The organism is Mycobacterium sp. IDUB_37 (assembly GCF_055419245.1).
This window is the reverse complement of record NZ_JBVAXG010000003.1, coordinates 258,591-283,417: the sequence shown is the minus strand read 5'-3', so window position 1 is coordinate 283,417 and position 24,827 is coordinate 258,591. Positions and strand designations below refer to the sequence as shown.

19 protein-coding genes are annotated in these 24,827 nt (G+C 66.0%); 9 read left to right on the top strand and 10 right to left on the bottom strand.

Annotation, left to right across the window (positions count from 1 at the left end; all coding sequences use genetic code 11):
• The first annotated feature begins 71 nt into the window (after positions 1-71).
• A complete protein-coding gene (locus ACZY1I_RS12085) occupies positions 72-1,226 on the top strand; it encodes a glycosyltransferase family 4 protein (protein WP_463754635.1) in 1,155 nt (384 codons plus the stop codon).
• Here ACZY1I_RS12085 and ACZY1I_RS12080 read toward each other — a convergent pair.
• Both ACZY1I_RS12080 and pgfA read right to left on the bottom strand, forming a co-directional pair.
• Complete coding sequence (locus tag ACZY1I_RS12080; RefSeq protein WP_463755099.1) at positions 1,210-2,916, bottom strand: MmpA family trehalose lipid delivery protein; 1,707 nt, start codon at positions 2,914-2,916, stop codon at positions 1,210-1,212. The genes ACZY1I_RS12085 and ACZY1I_RS12080 overlap by 17 nt on opposite strands.
• 2 nt (positions 2,917-2,918) lie before the next feature.
• Positions 2,919-4,214: a cell envelope lipid trafficking protein PgfA gene (gene pgfA, locus ACZY1I_RS12075; protein ID WP_463754634.1), complete on the bottom strand. Its 1,296-nt coding sequence runs from the start codon at positions 4,212-4,214 to the stop codon at positions 2,919-2,921.
• A 168-nt stretch (positions 4,215-4,382) separates the two neighbouring features.
• Here pgfA and ACZY1I_RS12070 point away from each other — a divergent pair, with 168 nt between their 5' ends.
• Both ACZY1I_RS12070 and ACZY1I_RS12065 read left to right on the top strand, forming a co-directional pair.
• Complete coding sequence (locus tag ACZY1I_RS12070) at positions 4,383-5,555, top strand: acyltransferase family protein (protein WP_463754633.1); 1,173 nt, start codon at positions 4,383-4,385, stop codon at positions 5,553-5,555.
• A gap of 275 nt (positions 5,556-5,830) precedes the next feature.
• On the top strand, positions 5,831-6,436 hold the full coding sequence (locus tag ACZY1I_RS12065) for a hypothetical protein (RefSeq protein WP_463754632.1): 606 nt from the start codon (positions 5,831-5,833) through the stop codon (positions 6,434-6,436).
• On the opposite strand, the gene ACZY1I_RS12060 is transcribed toward ACZY1I_RS12065, so the two are convergent.
• From ACZY1I_RS12060 to ACZY1I_RS12050, 3 genes are read right to left on the bottom strand one after another with little or no spacing between them, the layout of a single operon-like run.
• Positions 6,387-7,178, bottom strand: a complete 792-nt coding sequence (locus tag ACZY1I_RS12060) for a PP2C family protein-serine/threonine phosphatase (protein WP_463754631.1) — start codon at positions 7,176-7,178, stop codon at positions 6,387-6,389. The two genes, ACZY1I_RS12065 and ACZY1I_RS12060, sit on opposite strands and share 50 nt — an antisense overlap.
• Positions 7,175-8,659 (bottom strand): AMP-binding protein, encoded by a 1,485-nt coding sequence (locus ACZY1I_RS12055; RefSeq protein ID WP_463754630.1) that lies wholly within the window; start codon positions 8,657-8,659, stop codon positions 7,175-7,177. The genes ACZY1I_RS12060 and ACZY1I_RS12055 overlap by 4 nt, the downstream gene beginning before the upstream one ends.
• The gene (locus tag ACZY1I_RS12050) at positions 8,656-9,636 is read right to left on the bottom strand and encodes a phosphotriesterase family protein (RefSeq protein WP_463754629.1); all 981 of its coding nucleotides are present in this window, start codon (positions 9,634-9,636) and stop codon (positions 8,656-8,658) included. Before ACZY1I_RS12050 ends, ACZY1I_RS12055 begins: the two co-directional genes overlap by 4 nt.
• Positions 9,637-9,777: 141 nt before the next feature.
• On the opposite strand from ACZY1I_RS12050, the gene ACZY1I_RS12045 reads away from it, so the two are divergent.
• From ACZY1I_RS12045 to ACZY1I_RS12035, 3 genes are all read left to right on the top strand, one after another.
• Complete coding sequence (locus tag ACZY1I_RS12045) at positions 9,778-11,484, top strand: acyl-CoA dehydrogenase family protein (protein ID WP_463755098.1); 1,707 nt, start codon at positions 9,778-9,780, stop codon at positions 11,482-11,484.
• A gap of 116 nt (positions 11,485-11,600) precedes the next feature.
• Entirely contained in the window at positions 11,601-12,290 is a 690-nt protein-coding gene (locus tag ACZY1I_RS12040; protein WP_463754628.1) for a TetR/AcrR family transcriptional regulator, read from the top strand.
• A complete protein-coding gene (locus tag ACZY1I_RS12035) occupies positions 12,287-13,225 on the top strand; it encodes a R2-like ligand-binding oxidase (protein WP_463754627.1) in 939 nt (312 codons plus the stop codon). The genes ACZY1I_RS12040 and ACZY1I_RS12035 overlap by 4 nt, the downstream gene beginning before the upstream one ends.
• Before the next feature lie 67 nt (positions 13,226-13,292).
• Here the strand turns inward: ACZY1I_RS12035 and ACZY1I_RS12030 are convergent, their stop codons facing one another.
• Complete coding sequence (locus ACZY1I_RS12030) at positions 13,293-14,669, bottom strand: NADP-dependent succinic semialdehyde dehydrogenase (protein ID WP_463754626.1); 1,377 nt, start codon at positions 14,667-14,669, stop codon at positions 13,293-13,295.
• 90 nt (positions 14,670-14,759) lie between these two features.
• Between ACZY1I_RS12030 and ACZY1I_RS12025 the strand changes: the two genes are divergently transcribed.
• On the top strand, positions 14,760-16,403 hold the full coding sequence (locus ACZY1I_RS12025; RefSeq protein ID WP_463754625.1) for an acetolactate synthase large subunit: 1,644 nt from the start codon (positions 14,760-14,762) through the stop codon (positions 16,401-16,403).
• Between the two features lie 62 nt (positions 16,404-16,465).
• Here the strand turns inward: ACZY1I_RS12025 and ACZY1I_RS12020 are convergent, their stop codons facing one another.
• The 4 genes from ACZY1I_RS12020 to ACZY1I_RS12005 form a co-directional block, all read right to left on the bottom strand.
• Positions 16,466-17,896: a lipase maturation factor family protein gene (locus ACZY1I_RS12020; protein WP_463754624.1), complete on the bottom strand. Its 1,431-nt coding sequence runs from the start codon at positions 17,894-17,896 to the stop codon at positions 16,466-16,468.
• Positions 17,897-17,977: 81 nt separating this feature from the next.
• Positions 17,978-22,192, bottom strand: a complete 4,215-nt coding sequence (locus ACZY1I_RS12015; RefSeq protein ID WP_463754623.1) for an alpha-(1->3)-arabinofuranosyltransferase — start codon at positions 22,190-22,192, stop codon at positions 17,978-17,980.
• A 55-nt stretch (positions 22,193-22,247) separates the two neighbouring features.
• Positions 22,248-22,421, bottom strand: a complete 174-nt coding sequence (locus tag ACZY1I_RS12010; RefSeq protein ID WP_463754622.1) for a DUF2613 domain-containing protein — start codon at positions 22,419-22,421, stop codon at positions 22,248-22,250.
• Between the two features lie 42 nt (positions 22,422-22,463).
• Entirely contained in the window at positions 22,464-22,697 is a 234-nt protein-coding gene (locus ACZY1I_RS12005; protein ID WP_463754621.1) for a DUF2613 domain-containing protein, read from the bottom strand.
• 142 nt (positions 22,698-22,839) lie between these two features.
• Here ACZY1I_RS12005 and ACZY1I_RS12000 point away from each other — a divergent pair, with 142 nt between their 5' ends.
• Entirely contained in the window at positions 22,840-24,033 is a 1,194-nt protein-coding gene (locus tag ACZY1I_RS12000) for a glycoside hydrolase family 3 N-terminal domain-containing protein (protein WP_463754620.1), read from the top strand.
• 62 nt (positions 24,034-24,095) lie between these two features.
• Positions 24,096-24,701 (top strand): TetR/AcrR family transcriptional regulator, encoded by a 606-nt coding sequence (locus ACZY1I_RS11995; protein ID WP_463754619.1) that lies wholly within the window; start codon positions 24,096-24,098, stop codon positions 24,699-24,701.
• The last annotated feature ends 126 nt before the right edge of the window (positions 24,702-24,827 follow it).

The following is a 24,827-nucleotide window of genomic DNA, read 5'->3' as shown; positions in this document are numbered from 1 at the left end:
CAGCAAAGGTTACGACCGCTGCGTCCAGTTTGCGGCGAGCGCTGGTCTCATCGCCCGTTACGCTGTAACCGATGTCTGACCTGCGATCCGTGCTGCTGCTGTGCTGGCGCGATACCGGGCATCCGCAGGGCGGCGGCAGCGAGACTTATTTGCAGCGCATCGGCGCGCAACTCGCCGCCGATGGCGTCGATGTCACGTTGCGCACTGCGCGCTACCCGGGCGCCCTCCGTCATGAGGTCGTCGACGGGGTACGCATCAGTCGGGCCGGGGGCCGCTACACCGTCTATATCTGGGCGATGCTGGCGATGGCGCTGGCCAAAATCGGGTTCGGCTCACTGCGCCACGTCCGACCCGACGTGGTCGTCGACACGCAGAATGGGTTGCCCTTCCTGGCCAGGCTGCTCTACGGACGGCGGGTGGTGGTGCTGGTGCATCACTGCCACCGCGAGCAGTGGCCGGTGGCGGGTCCAGTGTTGTCCCGGGTGGGTTGGTTCGTCGAGTCGACGCTGTCCCCGCGATTGCACCGACACAACCAGTACGTGACCGTGTCGCTGCCCTCGGCGCGGGATCTGGTGGCACTCGGTGTGGACGGCGAACGAATCGCTGTGGTTCGCAATGGTTTAGACGAGGCGCCGGCGCAGACGCTGTCCGGTCAGCGGGCGGAGGCGCCGCGCGTGGTGGTGCTGTCTCGGCTGGTGCCGCACAAGCAGATCGAGGACGCGCTGGATGCGCTTGCAGCGCTGCGACCCCGCATCCCGGGTCTGCACCTCGACGTCGTCGGCGGCGGGTGGTGGCGTCAGCGGCTCGTCGACCACGCGCAACAGCTAGGTGTGTCTGACGCCGTCACGTTCCACGGCCACGTTGACGACGTGGCCAAACACCATCTGCTGCAACACTCCTGGGTGCACGTACTGCCGTCCCGGAAAGAGGGGTGGGGCCTGGCGGTGGTCGAGGCGGGCCAGCACCACGTGCCGACCGTCGGGTATCGCTCCTCCGGCGGCCTGTCCGACTCGATCATCGACGGCGTCACCGGCATATTGGTCGATACCGGCGCCGAACTGGTGGACCGGCTCGACGAGTTGCTATCCGATCCAGTCCTGCGCGACCAACTCGGATTCAAAGCCCAAGCGCGCAGTGTGGAGTTCTCCTGGCGGCAGAGTGCCGACGCGCTGCGTACCGTGCTGGAAACCGTTCAAGCGGGCCAGCGCGTCAGCGGGCTCGTCTAATCCCGATCAACGCACCAACGCCCCCGACCACCAGCAGGGCCAGCCACGCCAGATGCGCAGCCAGCACCGCGTGCCGACGGGCGGCGGGGACCCCCTCGGAATGTCCACCGATCCGATAGACCGCAATGTCCTTGTCGCGGTAGACCGCTGTCAGCTGCGACACCGTGTGTGCGCTCGCCGCCATGTCACCGGCAGTGCCGCATTCGACCACCAGCCACGCCACCCCGGCCGAAGCGAGCGTCACCGGTTCGGTCCCGGACTTGAGCATCTCCTGGACCGCCCGGGCGTGGGCACCCTCGCCGGGTACGGTCACGCCGGAAATGACCAGATCGCCGGTGCTGAGCACATCCGCACTCACCCAGCGGGGGAGGGGATCGAGCACTGGGGCCGGGCCTGACCAGACGAACCGCCGCATGGTGCCGGCCGGCAGGACGGCCACCGGGCCGGGCTCGCGGTTGATCGCCGCCGCCGCGGCTGACCAGCCGGGTGGATAGTGCACCGCGGCGACCTTTCCCCAGACTCCCCAGGCCAGGTCGGGCAGCGCCAGCAACAGCAGCAGGCAGCAGCAGACGGCCGCCACGGCGGGGCGCAACCAGCGTCGCAGCACGAGCACCGCGCCGGCACCGGCCAGCGCGTACCCGGGCACGGCCAGCGCAACCCACTTCTGGCCGTCGCGCAACACACCGAAGCCGGGTATGGCGTCGACGATCGCGCGCAGCAACTGCAGACCCGGCCCGGTGGCCATCAAGGCCGGCACCAGCACGGACACTGCGGCCAACACCAACAACGGCACCACGGCCGGACGACGTAGCACCGCGGGAAGTCCGGCCGCCACCACGGCGAACAGCGCCAGGGTGGACATCAGTGCGAAAAGCGTTGTCCGCGAGTCCGGTACGGCGTGGCTGTTCCAGATCCCACCCAGGCCGGCCAGGCTGACTAATGTGCCGAGACCCGGTTCGGCCCGTGCCGCGAACGCATTCACACCGAGCCCGTTGGCGGCCGTGGCTGTGGCCAGCGGCGAGCCCAGCAGCGACGCGATCAGCCACGGGAGGGCAGCTACCACCGCAACGCCCAACGCTGTGATCGCACACAACAACCGCGGCCAGCCGTCACCCGGGGCCGCCACGCACACCAGTGCCGCCGTCGCCGCGAGTAACAGCCCGGTCGGCGTCAGCCCGGCCAGCGCCACCCAGAAGGCCAGGCCGCAGAAGCCCCACCAGCCACCGCCCCGCATCCGCAGTCCCAGCATTGTCGCCGCGATCCACGGCAGACAGCCGTAGCCGACCAACAGGCTCCAATGTCCCTGCAGCAGTCGCTCAGCGACATACGGGTTCCAGATCGCCAGGGTGATCGCGATGAACTCGCCCGCGGCGCCGGCTTCGGGCAGCGCTGTGGCGATCAGTCTGGCCGCCCCCCAACCCGCCAGCCACAGTCCGATCAGCAGCAGCGCCTTGACCACGATTCCGCCGTCGAGCACATGCGATGCCAGTGCAACCGCGAAATCCTGCGGGCTGGCGCGCGGAGCCGCCGTCAAGCCCAGCGTGGTATCCGACAGATACGACCTCGGAGTGGACACCGCGTCGCGCAGCAGCAGATACCCCGGCGCCAGAACCGGCCCGAGCACCAACAGCGCAAGGACCAACGCGTACGCCGGCCGGGACCAGCGTAGAAGTAAGGCCCGGACGGGCAGCGTTAAGCCCGCTCGGTCGGGCCGGCGGGACTCGCGGGCGGCGAACCGGGCTCAGTCGGCCCGGCATCGGGTGGGGCCGGATCCGCGGGCGGATCTGCACCCGGTGGACTCGACTCCTCATGGAGATCCGGCCGCTGCGCGGGAATCTTCTCGGTCTCTGCCTCAGCCCCCGGGATCGGTGGCTCCAGTCCGGCACGCCGGAGAAAGTCGGTGTCCTCGCGGTCCAGGCTGGGGTCGGTCAATGCGCTCTCGGTCCGCAGGCTGAACGACGCGAGCACGCCACCCCCGAGCAGCGCGATCAACCCGACAGCGGTGAACGTGATCGGCAATACCCGTGACCAGAGGGCCAGTCGGTCCCGCTCGTCGCGCGCCGAATTGACCTGAGATTCGACGGTCTCCGGGGTGGATGTGACCTTGAAGTCGGCCAGTGTCACCTCGGGCTTGAGCGCGTCGCGGGCGTAGTAATGGTCGGCCTGATCGGTTTCCTTGACGATGGTGCCGGACACCGGGTCGACCCAGAAAGTGCGCTTCGCGGTGTAGTAGCGCGTCATGGTGATCTGCTCACCCGGCTCGCCGGGGACCCCCCACATCTGCGCGGAGGTGGTGATCTTGCCGTCCTCATTCGCCCCGTACAGCGACAGATAGGGGATCGGCGCGGCCGGTTTGCCCTCGCTGTTGACACCGACGTTCTGGGTGAACCGATACGTGGTCAGCCCGTTGACGTCTTCTTCACCCTCGTAGTTCGCGTCGTATGGCTTCTGCGCGATCGGATCGAAGTAGGGGTACGTCTTGCGTTCGGTGTTGAACGGAAAGCGGTACGCCAGACCTTCGTGGCGCACCGGCTTTGCGGTCGGCGGGGTCTCGTCGCCGACGCCGCGCGGGTTCTGCACCGCGCCGCGGTGTGACTCGTCCGTCGCCGCCAGCGCGGTCTTGCGGTTAAGGGTCACGATGTCGACGATGGCCAGCAGCAGGCCGGTGTCCTTCTGCTTGTCGCTGCGCCGGACGGAGGACCCGACCTGCAGGGTGACCACCTCGGCGTTGGCGGGCGTCTCCACGCTGATCTGCTGCTGCGAGACCAGCGGCACATTCTGGTTGACGACGACGTGATCACTGGACAGTGACGCCGCGTCCAGCGCGGTTCCGTTGCCTTCGGCGATCAGCGTCGCATCGATATTGAGCGGGATCTTGGTGATCCTGTTGCTGGTATAGGTCGACAACAGCAGCGCGGCGATCAGCAGTGCGGCTCCGAGTCCGATTGTCCCGCATGCGGCGATGCGCAACATGACTGCTCGGTTCACGTTGCTGTGACCTCCTTCTGGTCCAAGAATTGGTCGCGACCCGCTCCGACCTGACCAAGCAGCGAGGCAGACCCGCTTGACCCTAACAGCAGAGGGCATTCGCTCGACGGACGAACTCGAGCCAAGCTTAGGCGCACTGAAGACTTCGGAGCAGCGCCCCGGCAGACTGTGACCGTGACCGACGACCAGCAGGTGGGTGGGACCCGTAGCTTTCTGCCTGCCGTCGAGGGCATGCGCGCGTGCGCCGCCATGGGTGTAGTAGTCACCCACGTCGCCTTCCAGACCGGACACGCCAGCGGGATCGACGGCCGGTTGTTCGGCCGCTTCGATCTGGCCGTCGCGGTGTTCTTCACGTTGTCCGGATTCCTGTTGTGGCGTGCGCACGCGGCGGCGGCAAGGGATCTGTCGCCGAGGCCGCGGACGGGCCACTATCTACGGTCGCGCCTGGTTCGCATCATGCCGGCATATCTGGTCGCGGTGGTGGTGATCCTGACCCTGCTGCCGGATTCGAACCACGCCAACCTGACGGTGTGGTTGGCAAACCTCACCCTCACCCAGATTTACGTGCCGCTGACCCTCACCGGCGGTCTTACCCAGATGTGGAGCCTGTCCGTCGAGGTCGGTTTCTACCTGGCTCTGCCGATCCTGGCGTTCCTGGCGCGCCGGATCCCGGTAGGCGCCCGCATTCCGACGATCGCTGCGCTCGGAGCGCTCAGTTGGGGCTGGGGCTGGTTGCCACTGGCCGTTCTGGGTGGTGGCCCCGGTGCCAATCCGGTGAACTGGCCGCCGGCGTTCTTCTCCTGGTTTGCCGCCGGAATGTTGCTGGCCGAATTGGTGCACAGCCCGGTCGGCTGGCCGCACCGGTTGGCTCGCCGCCGCGTTGTGATGGCTGTGGCGGCGGTGGCGGCCTTCCTGGTGGCGGCATCTCCGCTGGCGGGTCCGGCCGGCCTGGTGCCGAGCACCGCCTTGCAGTTCTCGGTGAAGACCGCGATGGGTTCGGTGGTGGCGTTCGCTCTGGTGGCGCCGCTGGTGCTGGACCGCCTCGATACGCCGCACCGACTGCTCGGCAGCACGTTGATGGTCACCTTGGGGCGCTGGTCCTACGGCCTGTTCATCTGGCACCTGGCCGCGCTGGACATGGTATTCCCGGTGCTCGGGGTATTCGCGTTCTCCGGGCACATGCCGACGGTGCTGGCACTGACTCTGCTCTTCGGCATTGCGATCGCTGCGGTGAGCTATGCGCTGGTCGAGTCACCTTGCCGGGAGGCGTTGCGCCGCTGGGAGAAACGCGAAAAGCAGGACGAATCACAGGACCGGGAAGCCGACGCGATCGCGCCGTGAGCCTCATCCGCTCGATCGTCTGGTAGTCGATGGTCGTTCCGGTGCACCCCGAATGGTGTTCCCAACGTGTGGCAGGCCCCGGTGTGGTCGGCGGAGGGTACGGAGAACCGTATGACGGTGGTTGCGCGGGGTAGGGCGAGTACTCCGGGGGTGCGGGCGACCGGCGCGGCAATCGCATCCACACCACGACGCTGAGGGTCAATGCGGCGACCGAGATGATCGTCAGCATCGCCAGCCACGCGATGACCATCCGAAGATGCTGGCATCGCCGCGCTATGTCTGACCTGACCATATTGACCTCGCCGCGGGATTCGCCAACGCTGCGGACACTGTTGGAGAACTTCGAGAAGTTCAACCGCCACCTCGACGATGCCGGCGCGTGGCGGGCGTCGGACATCGCCGATCAGTACGTCCGTATCGAGGCGGCCGACAGCCTGGTGGCCGAGGTGCCGGAGCGTCGCGAGTACTCCGTCGCGATGCACGTCTTCCCTAGGACGGTGAGTGGCGACCTACACGACCATCGCTGGCCATTCGCAGTCTTCCCGTTCACGCCGGGGGTGCCCGACGGGACGCCGCTGTACGAAATGCCGTGGGAGCACGAAGGTCAGTCCGGGGTCACGACCGTGTGCTCGCGATACCCCTACGCCGTTGAAGAATGCGCCGTGCGGCACGCGGTGCGCGGACTGCGTCCGCACCTATCGCTGACGGTCGCCGACATCACCAATCCGCCGACGCGGCCCAATCGTCTTGCTGTAACACCACTTTCGGCGAACGTTACCGAGGTCATGCTGGCCTATGTCCGGGATGCGTTCCGGCGACGGCACTTTGGGGTCAGTCAGCCATCTTCACCGGCTGCGTCGCCGGCAACCCGTGTTGACTGAAGATGTTGATCACCACAGCGGTGATGTTGTCGGGTCCGCCGCCGTCGCGGGCCGCCGAGATCAGGTCCCGGCACGCGTAGCCAGGATCAGGATTCAGATCCAGAATCTTGGCCAGCCCCGCCTCTTTCACCACACCGTGCAGGCCGTCGCTGCAGATCAGGATCCGGTCGCCGGGTTGCAGTTCCACGGCGCTGCCGTCGGCCTTGGCGGGTGGCGGCATCCCCATGTAGCGGGTCACCACGCTGCGGGCCTTATGGCGGCCGGTGTCCTTGGCATCGACCTGGTGGGCGTCGACCAGGGCCTGTACCAGGGTGTGATCGCGGGTCAACCGCTGCAGCGGTAGTTCCCGGTGCAGGTAGGCCCGGCTGTCGCCGAGGTGGGCCACCAACGCGCGGGTGCCCGCGATGACCACCGCGACCAGCGTGCTGTTCGCGCCCTGATAGCGGGCATCGGTCTGCGCCTTGGCGTGCAGGTCGTCGGAGAGTTCGGAGACGGCGCGGGCCAGTCGGTCGGCCGCGTCCGGTTGGTCGCGCTGGTCCAGCGGCAGGTGGTGGGCGACGTACCTGGGCAGGATGTCCACCATCGTCTGGGCGGCCAGCGCGCCGTCCCTACTGCCACCAACACCGTCGGCGACGATGAACAAGTACTGATCGTCGTCCCTTCCCCAGCGGTCCTGATTCTCGGAACGTTCGCAACCGATGTCGCTCAGCCCGGAGTACTGCACAGCAAAGGCCTCGTTCACGGTTGACCCCCTGGGTGTTCCGCAGCGCGCAGTCGCGCTATCACATTGTCACGCACCGCCGTTCGACGTGCCTTACCGGCGTCGTCCCGCAGGGGCGCATCGACAAATTCGACGGTGCGCGGCACCTTGTATGCCGCTAACCGTTCGCCTACGAACGCTTGCACCGTTGCAGCGTCCAGGACAGACCCGCTGACGGTGTGCACCAGCGCGTGCGGGACTTGGCCCAGGTCCTCGTCAGGAAGGCCGACGGCCAAGCAGGACAACACGTCGCTGTGTTCGGACAAGGCGTTCTCGATCTCTGCCGGATAGACATTGCGGCCGCCGACGGTGAACATATCGACCCGGCGGTCCGACAGGTAGAGGAAACCTTCGGCGTCGAAATAGCCGAGATCGCCCAGCGAATCCCAGCCGTCCCGGTTCTTGGCTTTGACGCCCACGTAGCGGTAGGTCGCGGGACTGCCCGGGCTGGGGCGCATATAGATCTCGCCGACCACGCCGGGCGGGCAGGGATTGCCGTCGTCGTCGAGCACCTTCATTTCCCCGGCGACTACCTGGCCCACCGATCCGGGATGTGCCAGCCACTGCTCGCCGTTGATGAAGGTCAATGCCTGCAATTCGGTGCCGCCGTAGAGCTCCCACAGCGCCTCGGGCCCCAGCAGCTTGATCCACGCCTCCTTGACGGCAGGCGGGCAGGGCGCGCCCACATGCCAGAACCGGCGGATCGAAGACAGGTCATAGGAGTTCGGGTCGGCGTTGTAGACGGGCAGCACCCGCTGCATGATCGTCGGCACCGTGGTGATGAAAGTGACCCGGTGTTCGCCGATGAGTCGCAGGAATTCGTGCGGATCGAAACGGGGCAGCAGCACCAGGTGGTGGCGCATCAACAAGGCGATCGTCGCGGTGGTGAACCCGGTGTTGTGACTCAGCGGCACCGGCACCAGGCTGGTGTCGCCTTCTGCGGCCCCCAGCGGGTAGCCGATCGCCGACGGAATCCGGCTGTCGCCGCCGGCCTCGATCAGCTTGGGTCGTCCGGTGCTGCCCCCGGAGGCCAAAGACTTCCAGGCCGGCGACACCGCTTCGGGGAGTTCGGCATCGGACACGCCTTCATCAGGAACGAAACCCGGAGGCACGCTAGGTATTACACCGTTCGGATCCGCACGCCCGATCAGCAGCGATCGCGGCTTCAGCTCAAGCAAGCCTTCGAATTCCGCATCCGGAAGCCGCGGCGACAGCGGTTGGGGCACCGCGCCCAATTTCCAGCACGCCACCGTCGCCTGCACCCACTCGATCGAGTTGGGCAGCACGATGCTCACGTAGCTGCCGGCGGTGACGCCGCGTTCGGCATAGGCGCGAGCCAACCGGTTGGCCGAGGACTCGAGTTCCGCACGGGTGATGGTTTGTCCGTTGCAGCTGACGGCCGGTTCGTCCGGGGCGAGTTCGGCCAGCCGTGAAATCTGGGTTCCGATCGGCGGGACCGTCACGAATAGGCGCCCTGCCTCTCGAATATGCGGCGTGGATTGTCGACGAGCATGGTGTGCAACTGCTCGTCGGTGACGCCACGCTCTTTGAGGGCGGGAATCACGTCGTTGTGGATGTGCAGGTAGTGCCAATTAGGCGCCATCTGCGGCACCAGATCTTCGGGCAGCGCGTCGAAATAGCAGTTGGCGTCGTGGGATAGCACCATCTTGTCAGCGTGCCCGCGTTCGCACATGGTGGCGACGATGCCCACCCGCTCCTCGAAGGGCAGGATCACGTCGATGCCGAACCGGTCCATCCCGAGGTAGGAGCCGGCGGAGATGAGTTCCTCGAGGTAGCCGACGTCGGTGCTGTCGCCGGAATGCCCGATGACCACCCGAGTCAGATCCACGCCTTCTTCCTCGAAGATCCGTTGCTGCTCGAGGCCGCGTCGTAACCCTGCGTGGGTATGGGTGGAGATCGGTACCCCGGTGCGCTTATGCGCCTGAGCGACGGCGCGCAGCACGCGTTCGACCCCGGGCGTGATGCCGGGTTCGTCGGTGGCGCACTTGAGGATTCCGGCCTTGATGCCGGTGTCGGCGATGCCCTGCTCGATGTCGCGGACGAACATGTCGGCCATGATCTCCGGGCCGCCCAGCATCCCGCCCGGGCCTTCGTAGTGAAAGCGGAAAGGTATGTCGTTGTAGGTGTACAAACCCGTCGCAACGACGATGTTGAGGCCGGTGGCGGCGGCAACCCGGGCGATGCGCGGGATGTAGCGGCCCAGGCCGATGACCGTGAGGTCGACGATGGTGTCCACCCCTCGCGACTTCAGCTCGTTGAGTCGGGCGATGGCGTCAGCGACCCGCTTCTCCTCATCACCCCACGCCTCGGGGTAGTTCAGTGCGATCTCGGTGGTCATGATGAACACGTGCTCATGCATGAGCGTCACGCCTAGATCAGTGGTGTCGATCGTTCCGCGGGCGGTATTGAGTTCTGACACGCCTTTGATGCTAGGTCGGTTTGGTGGTCGGCCGACAGTGCCGTTTTGTCCAGACCTGCTCCAGCAACAAGACCGGTGCAGTACGGTCGAGCCGTCGTGCCTTTTCTGACCTCACTCACCCCTCGTGCTGGAGCCACCCTGATGCTGCTCAACCCCAACAACCTGCAACGCAAATACCCGGACGCCAGGTCGGGCGAGATTATGCAGGCCACGGTGGACTTCTTCGAGAAGCGTGGCAAGGCGAAGCTCAAGGAAGACGCCCGCGAGCGCGCCTGGTACACCGACTTTCTCAACCACATCGCGGAGAACCGCATCTTCGCGTCGCTGCTGACCCCGGCGGAGTACGGCGCCGACGACTGCCGGTGGGACACCTACCGGATCAGCGAGTTCGCCGAGATCATCGGCTTCTATGGGCTGAGCTACTGGTACCCGTTCCAGGTGACCGCGCTGGGTCTGGGCCCGATCTGGATGAGCGACAACGAGGACGCCAAGCGCAAAGCGGCAGCTCAGCTCGAGCAGGGTGAGGTGTTCGCCTTCGGTCTGTCCGAGCAGGCGCACGGAGCCGACATCTACCAGACGGACATGATCCTGACGCCCTCCGAGCACGGCTGGACCGCATCGGGCGAGAAGTACTACATCGGCAACGCCAATGTCGCCCGGATGGCGTCCACCTTCGGCAAGATCGCGAGCCCGGACGCCGAGGACGAATACGTCTTCTTCGCCGCCGACTCCCACGACGACCGCTACGACTGCAAGAAGAACGTGGTGAACTCGGCGAACTATGTGGCGAATTACGCGCTGAACGAGTACCCCGTCACCGAGGCCGACCTGCTGCACCGCGGCATGGGTGCGTTCCACGCCGCGCTCAATACCGTCAACGTGTGCAAGTACAACCTCGGTTGGGGCTCGATCGGCATGTGTACCCACGCCTTGTACGAGGCGGTCACCCACGCCGCCAACCGCCACCTCTACGGCTCCGTCGTCACCGACTTCAGCCATGTGCGCCGACTGCTCACCGACTCCTATGCGCGTCTGGTCGCGATGCGACTGGTCGCCACTCGGGCCAGCGACTACATGCGCAGCGCGTCCGCCGAGGACCGCCGCTACCTGCTGTACAGCCCGCTCGTCAAAGCAAAGGTCACCGGCGAGGGCGAGCGCGTCATCACCGCGCTGTGGGATGTCATGGCCGCCAAGGGCGTCGAGAAGGACATGTTCTTCGAGACTGTCGCCCAGGAGATCGGCATGCTGCCCCGACTGGAAGGCACTGTCCACATCAACATCGGACTGCTCGCCAAGTTCATGCCCAACTTCCTGTTCGCGCCGGACGCCGCGCTGCCGCTGATCGGCCGCCGCGACGACGACGCCGACGACTCGTTCCTGTTCAACCAGGGCCCGACCGGCGGCCTGGGCAAGGTGCGCTTCCACGACTGGCGGGCTTCTTTCGACAGCTACGCCCACCTGCCCAATGTCGCGCTGCTGCGCGAGCAGATCGACGTGCTGGCCGAGTTGCTGGCCGCCGCGACTCCGACTGCGGCGCAGCAGAAGGACATCGACTTCGCCTTCGGGGTCGGCCAGATCTTCGCCTTGGTGCCCTATGCGCAGCTGATCCTGGAGGAAGCGCCGCTGACTGGCGTGGACGAAGCGCTGCTCGACGAGATCTTCGGCCTGCTGGTCCGCGACTTCAACAGCTACGCCGTCGAACTCAACGACAAGGCCGCCACCACCGACGACCAGGCCAAGTTCGCGCTGCGGATGATCCGTCGCCCGGCCAACGACGCGGCCCGTTACGACAAGGTGTGGAACGAATACGTGCTGCCGCTCAACGGCGCGTACGAAATGGCACCATAACGCGTCCGTAGCGGCAACCTTTGGTCCCGCGCGGGCGCGCGGACCCGGCATTAACCTTGACTGTGAACTACCTCACAGTAATATGACCAGTGGTCATATTCGTCGCAAGGAGTCTTATGCCGACGGTTACTTGGGCCCGTGTCGACCCGGCTCGCCGCGCCGCTGTCATCGAAGCCGCAGAGGCCGAATTTGGCGCGCACGGCTTCTCCAACGGCAGCCTCAACGTCATCGCCCGGCGCGCCGGGGTCGCCAAGGGCAGCCTGTTCCAGTACTTCGCGGACAAGCGCGACCTGTACGCCTACATCGCCGATGTCGCCAGCCTGCGGGTGCGCACCTTTGTCGAGGACGTCGTTCGCGAAATCGACCCGAGCCGGCCGTTCTTCGATTTCCTCACCGACCTGCTTGACGCTTGGGTCGCCTATTACGCGGAGCATCCACGAGAACGCTCGCTGCATGCCGCGGCGACTTTGGAGGTTGACACCGACGCCCGTATCAGCGTGCGGACCGTTGTGCACCGGCATTACCTGGAGGTGCTCCGCCCGCTGGTCAACGACGCGCACCGCCGCGGTGACCTACGGCAGGATTCCGACACCGACGTGCTGTTGTCGTTGCTGCTGATGATTTTTCCGCACCTGGCGCTGGCGCCCTATATGCGCGGCTTGGATCCGATCCTCGGCCTCGACGAGCCCACCCCGGAGCAGCCGGCACTGGCCGTGCGCAGGCTCGTCGCCGTCCTGTCAGCTGCGTTCTCCGCCCCCAGACCTGCCGTCAGCCCAGCCCTGGTCCGATCAAAGGAGATCCCATGACGCGCACACAATTCGGCTCGATCAGTGCCGGTGGCCTGAACTGGGCCAGCATGCCGCTGAAGTTGTTCGCCGGCGGCAACGCGAAGTTCTGGAATCCCGCCGATATCGACTTCTCCCGCGACCAGACCGACTTCGCGGAGCTCTCCGACGATGAGCGCGACTATGCCATCCGGCTGTGCGCGCAGTTCATCGCCGGAGAGGAGTCGGTCACGCAGGACATCCAGCCGTTCATGAGCGCCATGCGGGCCGAGGGACGACTGGGCGACGAAATGTACTTGACGCAGTTCGCTTTCGAGGAAGCCAAGCACACCCAGGTGTTCCGGATGTGGCTCGACGCCGTCGGGGTGACCGACGATCTGCACAAATACCTCGACGATCTGCCCTCGTATCGGACGATCTTCTACGAGGAGTTGCCGAACTCGCTCGACAAGCTGGCCATCGACCCGTCACCGGCCGCTCAGATTCGGGCGTCGGTCACCTACAACCACATCGTCGAGGGAATGCTCGCCCTCACCGGTTATTACGCCTGGCAGAAGATCTGCGTCAAGCGCGGCATCTTGCCGGGGATGCAGGAACTGGTGCGGCGCATCGGTGACGACGAGCGTCGGCACATGGCGTGGGGCACCTTCACCTGCCGGCGGCACGTCGCTGCCGACGATGCCAACTGGACGGTGTTCGAAAACCGGATGAACGAGCTCATTCCGCTGGCGTTGCAGCTCACCGAGGACGGCTTCACCCTGTACGGCGAAAATCCGCCTTTCGAACTGTCGAAGGACGAGATGCTGCAGTACTCCGCCGACAAGGGCATGCGCCGGTTCGGCACAATTTCCAGTGCGCGGGGCCGGCCGCTGAGCGAGATCGACGTCGACTATTCGCCATTGCAGCTCGAGGACACCTTCGCCGTCGAGGACGACAAGGTCTTCGCGTCCGTGTGACGCCGAGCAGTCGCAAACTCGCACAAAATCGGCTCGATTCGTGCGAGTTTGCGTCTGCTCGCCAGCGCTAGCCGACCCAGACCGTCTTCGCGTTGCAGAACTCCCGGATCCCCAGACCCGCGAGTTCGCGACCGTAGCCCGACCGCTTGATGCCCCCGAACCCGAGTTCGGGGAACGACACCGTCATCCCGTTGATGAACACCTGCCCGGCCTCGATGCCATCGATGAACTGCTCCTGCTCGGCCTCGTCGTTCGTCCAGGCGTTAGAGCCGAGCCCGAAGGTGGTGGCGTTGGCGATTTCGATGGCCTCGTCGATGTCCGCCGCGCGGTACATCGAAGCGACGGGGCCGAACACCTCTTCGGTATAGAGCGACATGTCCTTGGTGATGTCGGTGATCACCGTCGGCGGATAGAACCAACCCGGCCGGTCGGGCGTCTTGCCGCCGAGGCGGACCGTGGCGCCCGCCGCGACGGCGGCGTCCACCTGCCCGGCGATCTCGTCGCGGCCGCTCTCGGTGGCCAGCGGACCCACGTCGGTGTCCGGGTCGGTCGGGTCACCGACCTTCAGCGCCTGCATGTGCTCCACGAATTTGTCGACGAACGCGTCGTAGATGTCGGTGTGCACGATGAATCGCTTCGCGGCGATGCAGGATTGCCCGTTGTTCTGGGTCCGGGCCTTGACCGCGGTCTTCGCTGCCTCATCCACATTCGCCGACGGCATCACGATGAACGGGTCGCTGCCGCCGAGTTCCAGCACGGTGGGCTTGATCTCGTCACCAGCGATGGCGCCCACCGACTGGCCGGCCGGTTCGCTGCCGGTGAGCGTGGCCGCAGCCACCCGCGGGTCGCGCAGGATGCGTTCGACGGCTCCGGACGGGACGAGCAGGGTCTGGAAGCAGCCGTCCGGGAAGCCGCCCCGGGCAATCACGTCGGCAAGGTAGAGGGCCGACTGCGGCACGTTCGACGCATGCTTGAGCAGACCGACATTGCCCGCCATCAGCGCGGGGGCAGCGAATCGGACGGCCTGCCAGAGCGGGAAGTTCCACGGCATGACGGCCAGCACCACTCCCAGCGGCTGGTACCGGACGTAGGCCTTCTTCGCGCCGACCTTGGACGCTTCGGCCGGCTCGTCGGCGAGCAGCTTCTCGGCGTTCTCGGCGTAGTAGCGAAAACCTTTGGCGCATTTGATCGCTTCCGCCTTGGCCGAAGCCAGCGTCTTGCCCATTTCGAGGGTCATCATGGCCGCTGTTTCGTCGGCTTCCTTCTCCAGCAGTTCAGCCGTGGCGTGCGCCCACTCGGCGCGCTGGGCGAAGGTGGTCGAGTGGCGGTAGTCGAGGAACCGTTCATGGGCGCGCGCGATCGCTGCGTCGACCTCGCTATCGGTGGCGGCGGTGAAGGTTTTGACTGTCTCGCCGGTGGCCGGATTGATGGTGGCGATGGCCACGATGGGCCTCCTTCGTCTGCGTTCGTCTGTAGTGGTTGCAAAACGGGTAACACCTAGCCTGCCACTATCGTTCCAAGAGGGAGGTGGCGGATGAGCACCGCAGCTCAGTTGATCGTCAAGTGTTTGGAAAACGAGGGGGTAGCCGTCGTTTTCGGTATACCCGGTGAAGAGAACATCCGGTTCATTCAGGCGTTGGCGGCTTCCGATATCCGCTATGTGCTTACTAGGCACGAGCAGGGCGCGGCGTTCATGGCCGAGATGTATGGCCGGGTGACCGGGCGCGCCGGGGTGGTGTCCGCGACGCTGGGCCCGGGCGCGATCAACATGCAGCTCGGGGTTGCCGACGCCACCACCAACAGCACCCCGGTGGTCGCGATCTCGGCACAGGTCGGGCAGGACCGCGAGTACAAGGAGTCGCATCAGTCGGTCGACCTGGTGTCGATGTTCGCTCCCATAACGCGATGGTCGGCGGCGATACCGACTCCGCATGCCATCCCGGAGATGGTCCGCAAGGCCTTCAAAACGGCCGAGACCGAACGCCCGGCAGCCGTCTATCTGGCCGTCCCGGAACATATCGACGAGGACGACGACGACTACGAGCTGACTCCGTTGCCGCGCAACGTTGTTCGCGCCGACGCGCCGGCAGCCCGCCAGATTGCTCGTGCGGTTGACATCCTGCGCAAAGCGCGCCTTCCGGTGGTGTTGGCCGGACACGGGGCGGCACGCAGCGACGCGACCGAGGCCCTGGTGCGCTTCTCCGAAGCGTTGGGTATCAAGGTGGCCAGCAGTTTCCACGGCAAGGGCGTCATGCCCGACGACCACCCGAACGGCATCGGAACGCTGGGCTTCATGACGCATGACTACGTCAACTTCGGCTTCGACAACGCCGACGTCGTCATTGCGGTGGGCTACGAACTGCAGGAGTTCGACCCGGTCCGGATCAACCCGAACGCCGACAAGAAGATCATCCATATCCATCGGTTCCCGGCCGAGGTCGACGCGCACTACTCGGTCGAAGTCGGCATCATCGGCGACATCAGCGACTCGCTGAACGAGCTCACCGACGCGCTGCCCGATCACCGGTTCGACGACGCCGACGTTCCTGGATCCGGGCTTTTGTCTGAGGAGTTCGAGCGGGGACAACAGGATTCACGCTTTCCGCTGGCTCCGCAGCGGATCGTCGCCGACACCAGGGCGGCATTGGACCGCGACGACGTGGTTTTGGTGGACACCGGCGCGACCAAGATGTGGATGGCGCGGCTATATCCGACCTATGAACGCAATACCTGCTTGATCTCAAACGGGCTGTCCACCATGGGTTTTGCCTTGCCCGGTGCGCTCGGTGTCAAGCTGGCACTGCCGGATGTCAAGGTACTGGCCGTGGTTGGCGACGGCGCATTCCTGATGAACTCCCAGGAGATCGAGACGGCGGTGCGGGAGAGGATACCGCTGGTGGTGCTGATCTGGGAGGACGGCGGATACGGTCTCATCGAATGGAAGATGGACCTGGAACTCGGCGAACACCACTATGTGTCGTTCGGCAACCCGGATGTGGTGAAGTACGCAGAGAGCTTTGGCGCCAAGGGATATCGAATCAATAGTGCTGAAGAGTTGCTGCCGACACTACGTACCGCACTGGAGGGCGACGGGGTTTCGCTGATCGCCTGTCCCGTGGACTATTCGGAGAATCTGCGGCTGACCGACCGGCTCGGCGAGCTGGACGAAACGCTCTGATGCCGCCACGGCGCTCCAATGTGACGGCATAGGCACGCTCGACCCCGAATGTGACTGCAGCGTCACACTCGCTGAATCGGGGCGACGTAACTCCCGATCAGAGTGCGATGCCACCAGTTGCGGTCGCGGCGCCACTCGGCAACTGTGGTGAACCGGTACTGGTAGAGCTGGGCGCGCACATACTGAGGCGGGGCATCCGGGAAGGGGCTGTGCCGCAACAATCTCAACGTGTCGGTGTCGTTGTCCAGCAAGCGATGCAGGAACGCTGTCATCCAGGGCTGTGCATAGCTGGGGGAGATGGCGGCGAACCACATCAGCCAGTCCAATCGCAGGTGGTAGGGCGCGAATTGGCGCGGCAATCGTCGTAAACCGGTGGGTTTGCCCTTGAACTCGTACTCCTGCCACACCGTCTGCTCGGTGAGCGACACCTCGTCGGTTCCCTCGATCACCACCTCCCCGCGGGTGCGGCAGATGCTGCCGAAGGCTCCGTAGGTGTTGCACAAATGAAAGGTATTGAAAGACATGTTCATTCGCTGCCGCGCCGAAAGCATGTTGCGTGCCGGCCAATAGCTCAGCACCAGCATGATGGCCGCGAAGGCGATCACGAGGCCGGCGAACCACAGCGGCGGTCCCGGCACCACAGGATGAGTGAGTCCAGGCAGCAACATCGCCACCGACGACTGATCGATGGCGCTGAACGCCAACAAGATCGTCAGCCAGTTGAGCCAGGCAAAGTTCCCCGACAGCACCAGCCATAGTTGCGTGACGATGATGATCGCCGCCGCGATGCTCGCCACCGGTTGCGGCGCGAACAGCCCGAACGGCACGACCAGTTGCGCAAAATGGTTGCCCGCCACCTCAATCCGATGCAGAGGCTTGGGCAGGTGATGGAAGAACCAGCTCAATGGCCCCGGCATCGGCTGGGTTTCGTGGTGGTAGTAGAGGCAGGTCAAATCACGCCAGCACCGGTCCCCGCGCAATTTGATCAGTCCGGCGCCGAACTCGACCCGGAACAGCAGCCAGCGCATCAGCAACAGCGTCAGCAGCGGCGGGTCGACCCGGTCGTTGCCCAAAAAGACCATCAGGAACCCTGCCTCCAACAGCAAGGATTCCCAACCGAATCCGTACCAGGCCTGGCCCACGTTGACGATCGACAGATAAAGCCCCCACAGCGTCAACCACATCAGCATGCCGGCCCACAACGGCACCAGCCCGGCCGCGCCGCACGCCACGGCTGCCGACAGGGCGGCCCCCAGCCAGCACACGAAGGCAAACGATCGGTCGGAGTAGCCGAATTGAAAAATACTGGGCGCCCGCCAGAATGACCGTTTCGCCAGATACGCCGGCACCGGCAGCATTCCGCGTTCTCCGATGAGCGGCCGGAACTGTCGCGCGGCCGCGACGAACGCGATCAGATAGATCAGCGCCACGCCACGCTCGAGGACGAGTCGGCCCAGCCAGAATTCGGGTGCCGAGAACCATGAGGTAACCATCTATCGGCCCACAACTCCTCGGTCGGCGGTGTTCACGTCAACCTGGATATCCAGTCAACCGCAGGAAGTAACGGGTGCCAACTACTCTCCGTTGGTTTCCCGGCGTGGCGCGGTCAGCGCTACGACAGACGTCGCCACAGCGGCGACCGAAATCAGCGCCAGCAGTTGGACGCTCGCTGCGTGCCCGGCGTACCCGTCGACCGAGCGCCAAGGTTGCCGCGAAAGCAATGCTCCCGCCATGATCAGGCCGCCCGCGCTCGCCGCGACTGTAAGCCCGTCGCGCAACGATTCCCGCTTGCGCAGCGCGTACCGCACACCCAATGCTGCCCCGACGACGATGGCTCCCACCGCGCCGGCGATCAATGCACCCGCGCCCAGCACCGCCACCGCCGCCCAGGGGCCGGTGTTCCACGCAACAGTCGGAGGGCCCTGGTCGACGCCTCGGCGTCGCCAGAACGCCAGCAATGCCAGCAGCGGCAGCAAGGCCAGTCCAACGGCGAGACCGGCCCGATAAACCGTGTTGGAGGCAAAGGTCAGCGTGATGGTGTCGGCATCCCCGGCGGGCACCAACCAGCCCTGCTGCCACCCGTTCACTGTCACCGGCGTCAGTCGCACTCCCTTGCCGGTGCGTGCCACCCAACCGGGGTTGATGCTCTCCGGTATCACCAGAACCCGCGAGGCGGCCGAGGCAGGTGCCCGCACTTCGCGCCGGGCCGGCCCCCACGCTCCGGTTGCGGCCGAAGTGGTTGTGGCACTGGGTGACTGGGCGACCGTGGACAGCTCAGCTCCATCGACGACGAAGGCCGCACCGGGGCTGATCAACAACTCCTGCTGGCCTGCCGGAAGCTCGATCGGTCCGCTTTGACACGGCACCGCCGCGACGGGCCCGCCGTCCAACAGCGCGCCGACGGTGCTGCGGATAGAGGTGTGCACAAACCGGCCTGCCACCGCAATGATCGGGCCGTTGTCGCAATCCAGGGTGATCTCACGGGTGCGGTCGCGGGCGGCGTCGGCCGCCGCGATTGGATTGCCGTCGGCGCCCAGCGCGACAATCTCGGCCAACCCGGGTGGCTTGAGCTGATCGAAACCCAGCGCATTGCGGTCGATGATGTCCTGCCAATTCAGCAGGCTGATGGTGATCGTGTCGGTAACCCGCGGGTGCAACGGCAGCGTCTGAGCATCGGATTTCGTGCTCATGGCCTGCACCTGCGGCCCGTCGCCGAGGTCGACCGCCACCATTGTCGGATGGGCGGGCAGGGCTGAGCGGCTGGGCAGCAGACGCAGCCCGGTGACCTCGGTTGCCCGGGGGAGTGTGAGGGTGATCGTGGGCGGGTTCTTGAACTGCACGACCCGCTGCGGCGCCGTCCATGCGGTGGCCGGATCGCCGTCGGTGGCCGCGTACGCCGAGCCGAGGATCTCGACCGAGTCCGAGTCGCCGTGTGCCCGGGTGGTATCCGGCTCGGCGATCAGGTCGGCCAGCTTGGGGCCCTGCCTCGGACGGACCCACACCGTCGGGATCACCGATGTCGGACTCGGCACGGTAAGGGTGCGGCTGAGGTTGACCGGCTCTTCGGGCGCCAACGCCATCGAGGCGGCGCAGCGCACGTTGTTGGGCCCTTGCGCGCACCCCGGCCGACCAAGCAGTTCGGCTCCCAGGTCCCAGCGTGTGATCGCCGCGCCTTGTGGCGGTCTGGGCACCAGCACGGTGTGCCTGAGCTGAAGCGGGTGCGCAAATCCGGACGCGTCGTATTGGGTGATGGTCAAGTCGGTGATGCCGAACTGCACACCGGGCGAGCCGTCGTCGGTGGCGGCGGCAGTGATCTTCACCCATGGCGTTTCGCCGTACGGGAGCGCGACGCTGAGTGGTTTGCCGGCCTCGTCGAACCGTAGCGTGGTGCTGCCGTTGGCGGTCTCGACCAGAATGCGGCGGATCTGGGCGCCGACGGCCGACGCGCTGGGCGTCAGGGTGAGGACGGCGTTGGTCACCGGATTGTCGAAATCCACCCGCAGCCACTGCCCGACGGCTGCTTGGAGCGAGTTCGACACCCACGCGGTCGCCGGGTCGCCGTCGACTGCTGCCGCCGCCGAGGTCGCCGGGGCGACATCGGGCAGTGCGGTGGCATCCGCCGACGAACTCGAAGTGGTGATCCGGCCGCCGGTCCAGCCCCCGTACACCGTTTGCGCGCCTGGGTACGGGTAGTCGAGCACCCGATTGAAGGTGTGCCGGGCATCTCCGGGCGCCCGGATCGCCGATGAATGCTGGTCGACGCGACCGTAGTCGGTCTCGCGGGCCAGCGGAGTGTCGGTAACAGTAACTACCGGTGTCGGCAAGCTCGCGGCCCGGGCATCCCCGGTCATCAGCACCGGCCCCAGTGCGGGCTGGCCCAGCAGCCGTCGTCGCTCGTCGAGACGCAACAACACCTCAGGGCCGCCGTCGACGCGGGGCAGTTGGTCGGTTTCGGCGAAGTACGGTGCGCCCGGGTTGGCGCCCGAACCCACTCGGTAAATCTCCAAAGCGGGATAGCGCGGTCGCAGACCGCTGTCGTTGACGAAACCATCCAGCGTGCCCGGGCCTACCGGTGCGCCGAATTCGGCGACCTTGGCCAGCCCCGGCGAGCCCGCGATGGCGCGGTGGACCAGGATGGGTCGCGCCGACCGAGAAGACTCCGGATCAAGATCGTTGCGCACCACGACGAACGAAATGCCTTGTTGGGCAAGGGTGTCTGACAGGCCGGCGGACGGCTGACCGGACGCGACCAGGCGTTGCACCGAATCAATGGCCCGGATGGTCTGCGGCGGAGTCAGCGGGATGGAGTCGCGCACCCCCCACGGGCTGCTGCCCAGGACCTGAAGTGGCTCGTCGTGACTGGTGCCCCACAGCTGAGTGGCGAAGGGCGCGCCGGGTACCACCAGAACGCGCCCGGGTGTTGGGGTGCCCGTGTTGTGCGTGTCCAGCCAATCCGCGGCTTGATGCCAGTAGTCGGGTATTGCGTTGAACGCTCCCGCCGGGGTGAGCCGTCCCGTCCAGGCGAGCGAGGTGCTCACCATCAGGGCGATCAGGGCGACGACCCCGACGGCGACCCGGCGGTCCCGTTCCGGGTGGGCTAAAGCGTTACGCCACAGCGGCTTCGGCGCACTACCCGGCAACGGGATACGGCCCAGTAGCTGGGCCAGGCCGAGCACCAGCGGGATACGGACGACCGGGTCCAACTTGTGCACGTTGCGCAGTGGAGTGCCCGCCGCGTCCAGAAACGCCTGCACCTGCTGGGCAATCGGTGAGCCCAGTCCGCCGCTGTAACCGATGGCCAGCAGCACCACGCCGACCAGCAACATCGTCACCAGTCGGCCGCGCGCCGGCATCGCCACACTGGCCAGGCCGGCCAGTCCGGCCGCCGCGACCAGACAAGTGCCCAGGATAGCTACCGTCCCGGTGACCAGTGGTGCGCCGGCCGTGGCGGTCGGCGCCACGAAAGGTGTCCAGCTGTCGGTGCCGCGCAACAGTTCCACCAGCGAGGACCACTGTGTCGTCACGCCGGAGGATTCGATGAAGTCCAGGAACGGTGGACTGACGTCGCGCAACTGACTCAGCGCCACCACCCACCAGAGCACCGCCAGGATGAGGGCCAACAGCAACCAACCCGTGTAACGCAGCCACCGCCGATTCGGCCGGTGACAGACCAACCAGATCGCGGCGGGTAGGCAACCAGCCATCGTCGCGATCGCGTTGACCGCGCCCATCAGGGCCACCGCCGACCCGGCCTGGGCGGCCAACACCCGGACTGGTCTATCCGGCATGCCCGGCAGCGGCTTGCCGCGCAGCGCCAGAATCGTCGGCAGCAGCACCCAGGGGGCCAGCATCATCGGCAGGGTTTCCGACGAGATCGATCCGAGCGTGGTCAGTACCCGCGGCGACAACGCGAAGGCGACCGCCCCCACCACCCGGGACGTCGGACTGCCGATGCCCAGCGCTTCAGCGACCCGCAGCACCCCCCAGAAACCGACCGTTAGCAGCAGCGCCCACCAGAGGCGCTGGGTGACCCAGCCGGCGACGCCGAGTTGATGTCCGATCAGGAAGAACGCGCCGTGCGGAAACAGGTAGCCGTAAGCCTGGTTCTGCGACTGGCCGAACGGCAGTTCGCTGTTCCACAGGTCGGTCGCGCGAGACAGAAATCGCAGTGGGTTGGCGGTGAGGTCGAGCTTGGTGTCGGGCGAAATCTGCCCGGGGGACTGGGTGAAAGTCAGGATCAGCGCGACCGCGCCGACCAGCAGCAGCCATCGGCGAGAAAGCGGCGCCACCAGTGAATCCAATGTCGTGTCCGCAGATCCCGCGCTCGGGGCCTGCGCTGTCTGGCTAGCTACGGTTGCCGTACTCGACCCGGTTGAGCACCGACGACCCCGGATCGCCGCCGGGCAGCGGCGGCTTGGTGTCCTGCTGGACCATCAGGGTGATACCGAAGATCGCGGCTGCACCGAGCAACAGGCCAACTACAACGCTGGCGGCGGCGGGCGCGACGATCCGATTCATGGCCCTCAACCTAGCAGAGCGATGGTGCCTGACCCGCGAGGTCTAATGCAGCCACGGGGGCAGCAGGCCCCGACAAGACTGAACGCTGTTGCACGGCAAATTTGGTAGGCGCCCGCCGTACTCCACCGAGTTCAGCCCGATTGGAGCCTGCGCAGGGACCACCTGCACCGGCGCGTACTGGTCTGCAGCGGCAAGGGTGATCCCGACGGTCGCCGCCGCACCGATCGACAATCCCGCCGCGATGCTTGCGATTGCAGCGAGCGTGAACCCGGGCACTGCTGGCTCCTCCCTGCCAGTCAATAGGGCGTTGGGCAAAAACTAGCAGCATCCGCCTATTTGCGGCAGGGTAAACAATTTCGTGCGCCCAACGTCGGCCCTGACATCACCGACCGGGCACGCGCCATGACAGCATGGCCGGATGGCTCTCCCCCGCACCCTGGCCGTACGTCTAGCAGCAGGACTGGCAGCATCGGCGCTGGTGGTGGCCTGCGGTCACGGCAGCTCGCCGAAGGGATCGGCCACCTCGTCCCCGCCGAATTCGTCGACCAGCAAGGCGACTCCCGCCGCCGCGCCGGCGCCTCGGGTCTGCGCTGATCCGGCCGACGTCCCCGCAAAGATCCCGAATCTCCGCGACAAGCTGGCCCAGTTGCTGATGGTCGGTGTGAAGGATGCCGCCGACGCCAAGGCCGTGATCACCGATTCGCATGTGGGCGGCATCATCATCGACAGCGACACCGACCTGACCATGCTCCCCGGTCCGCTCGCGGAGATCGCGGCGGCCGCCACTCCGCTGCCCCTGGCAGTGGGCGTCGACGAAGAGGGCGGCCGGGTCTCTCGGTTGCGGACGTTGTTGGGAGGCAGGGGGCCGACGGCCAAGGAGATGGCCGCGACCATGACCCCGGCGCAGGTCCACGATCTGGTGGCCGAGCGTGGCCGCAAGATTAAGGACCTGGGTATCACCGTCGACTTCGCCCCGGTCGTCGATGTCACCGACCAACCCGACGACACCGTGATCGGCGATCGCTCGTTCGGCTCGGATCCCGCCAAGGTGACCGAGTACGCCGGCGCATACGCGCAGGGCCTACGGGATGCCGGCCTACTGCCAGTGCTCAAGCACTTCCCGGGTCATGGGCATGCTTCCGGCGATTCGCACACCGGCGGTGTCACCACGCCGCCGCTGTCCGAACTGATCGCCAACGATCTACTGCCCTATAAGACGTTGCTGACCTCGATACCGGTAGCTGTGATGGTGGGCCACATGCAGGTGCCCGGCTTGACCGGCAGCGAGCCGGCCAGTCTGAGCGCGCCCGCAATCAAGTTCCTGCGCGACGGCACCGGCTACGGCGGTCCGCCCTTCAACGGGGCGGTGTTCAGCGACGACCTGTCCAGCATGGCCGCGATCTCCGACCGGTTCGGGGTGACCGAGGCAGTGCTGAAGACCTTACAGGCGGGCACCGACATCGCGCTGTGGATCACCACCAAGGAAGTTCCGGCGGTCCTGGACCGGTTGGAGCAGGCGGTCAATGCCGGGGAATTGCCGCCGCAGCAGGTCGACGACGCGCTGGTGCGGGTGGCGGCAATGAAGGGCGTCAAGGCCAATTGTGGGCACTAGCCGATTGCTTACTTTAAAGTCAGATAGACAGGCTAGATAGACAGGCTGGGGGGCGCAGAAGGATGGCAGGTGGGACCAAGCGGTTACCCCGTGCTGTCCGTGAGCAGCAGATGCTCGACGCCGCAGTGCAGATGTTCTCGGTCAACGGCTATCACGAGACTTCAATGGACGCGATCGCCGCCGAAGCGCAGATCTCCAAGCCGATGCTTTACCTGTACTACGGATCGAAGGAAGACCTGTTCGGTGCCTGCCTGAATCGCGAGATGGGCCGCTTCATCGACGTGGTGCGCGGCGATATCGATTTCAGCCAGAGCCCAAAAGATCTGCTGCGCAACACCATTGTGGCGTTCCTCCATTACATCGACACCAACCGCGCGTCGTGGATCGTGATGTACACCCAGGCCACGAGTTCGCAGGCGTTCGCCCACATGGTCCGTGAGGGACGCGAGCAGATCATCGAACTGGTGGCGGGACTGGTGCGGGCCGGCACCCGCAATCCGATGACAGACCGCGAAATCGAGATTATGGCGGTGGCTTTGGTGGGCGCGGGTGAGGCAGTGGCCAGCCGCCTGAGCACCGGCGACATCGGTGTCGACGCGGCCGCCGAGATGTTGATCAACCTCTTCTGGGCCGGCCTGCGGGGGGCGCCGCGCGACATCGCGCTGTAGCCGATGAGCGCGACCCGCGGCGCCCGGCTTCGCCGCGCTTGCGATCGCGCTGTAGCCGATGAGCGCGACCCGCGGCGCCCGGCTTCGCCGCGCTTGCGATCGCGCTGTAGCCGATGAGCGCGACCC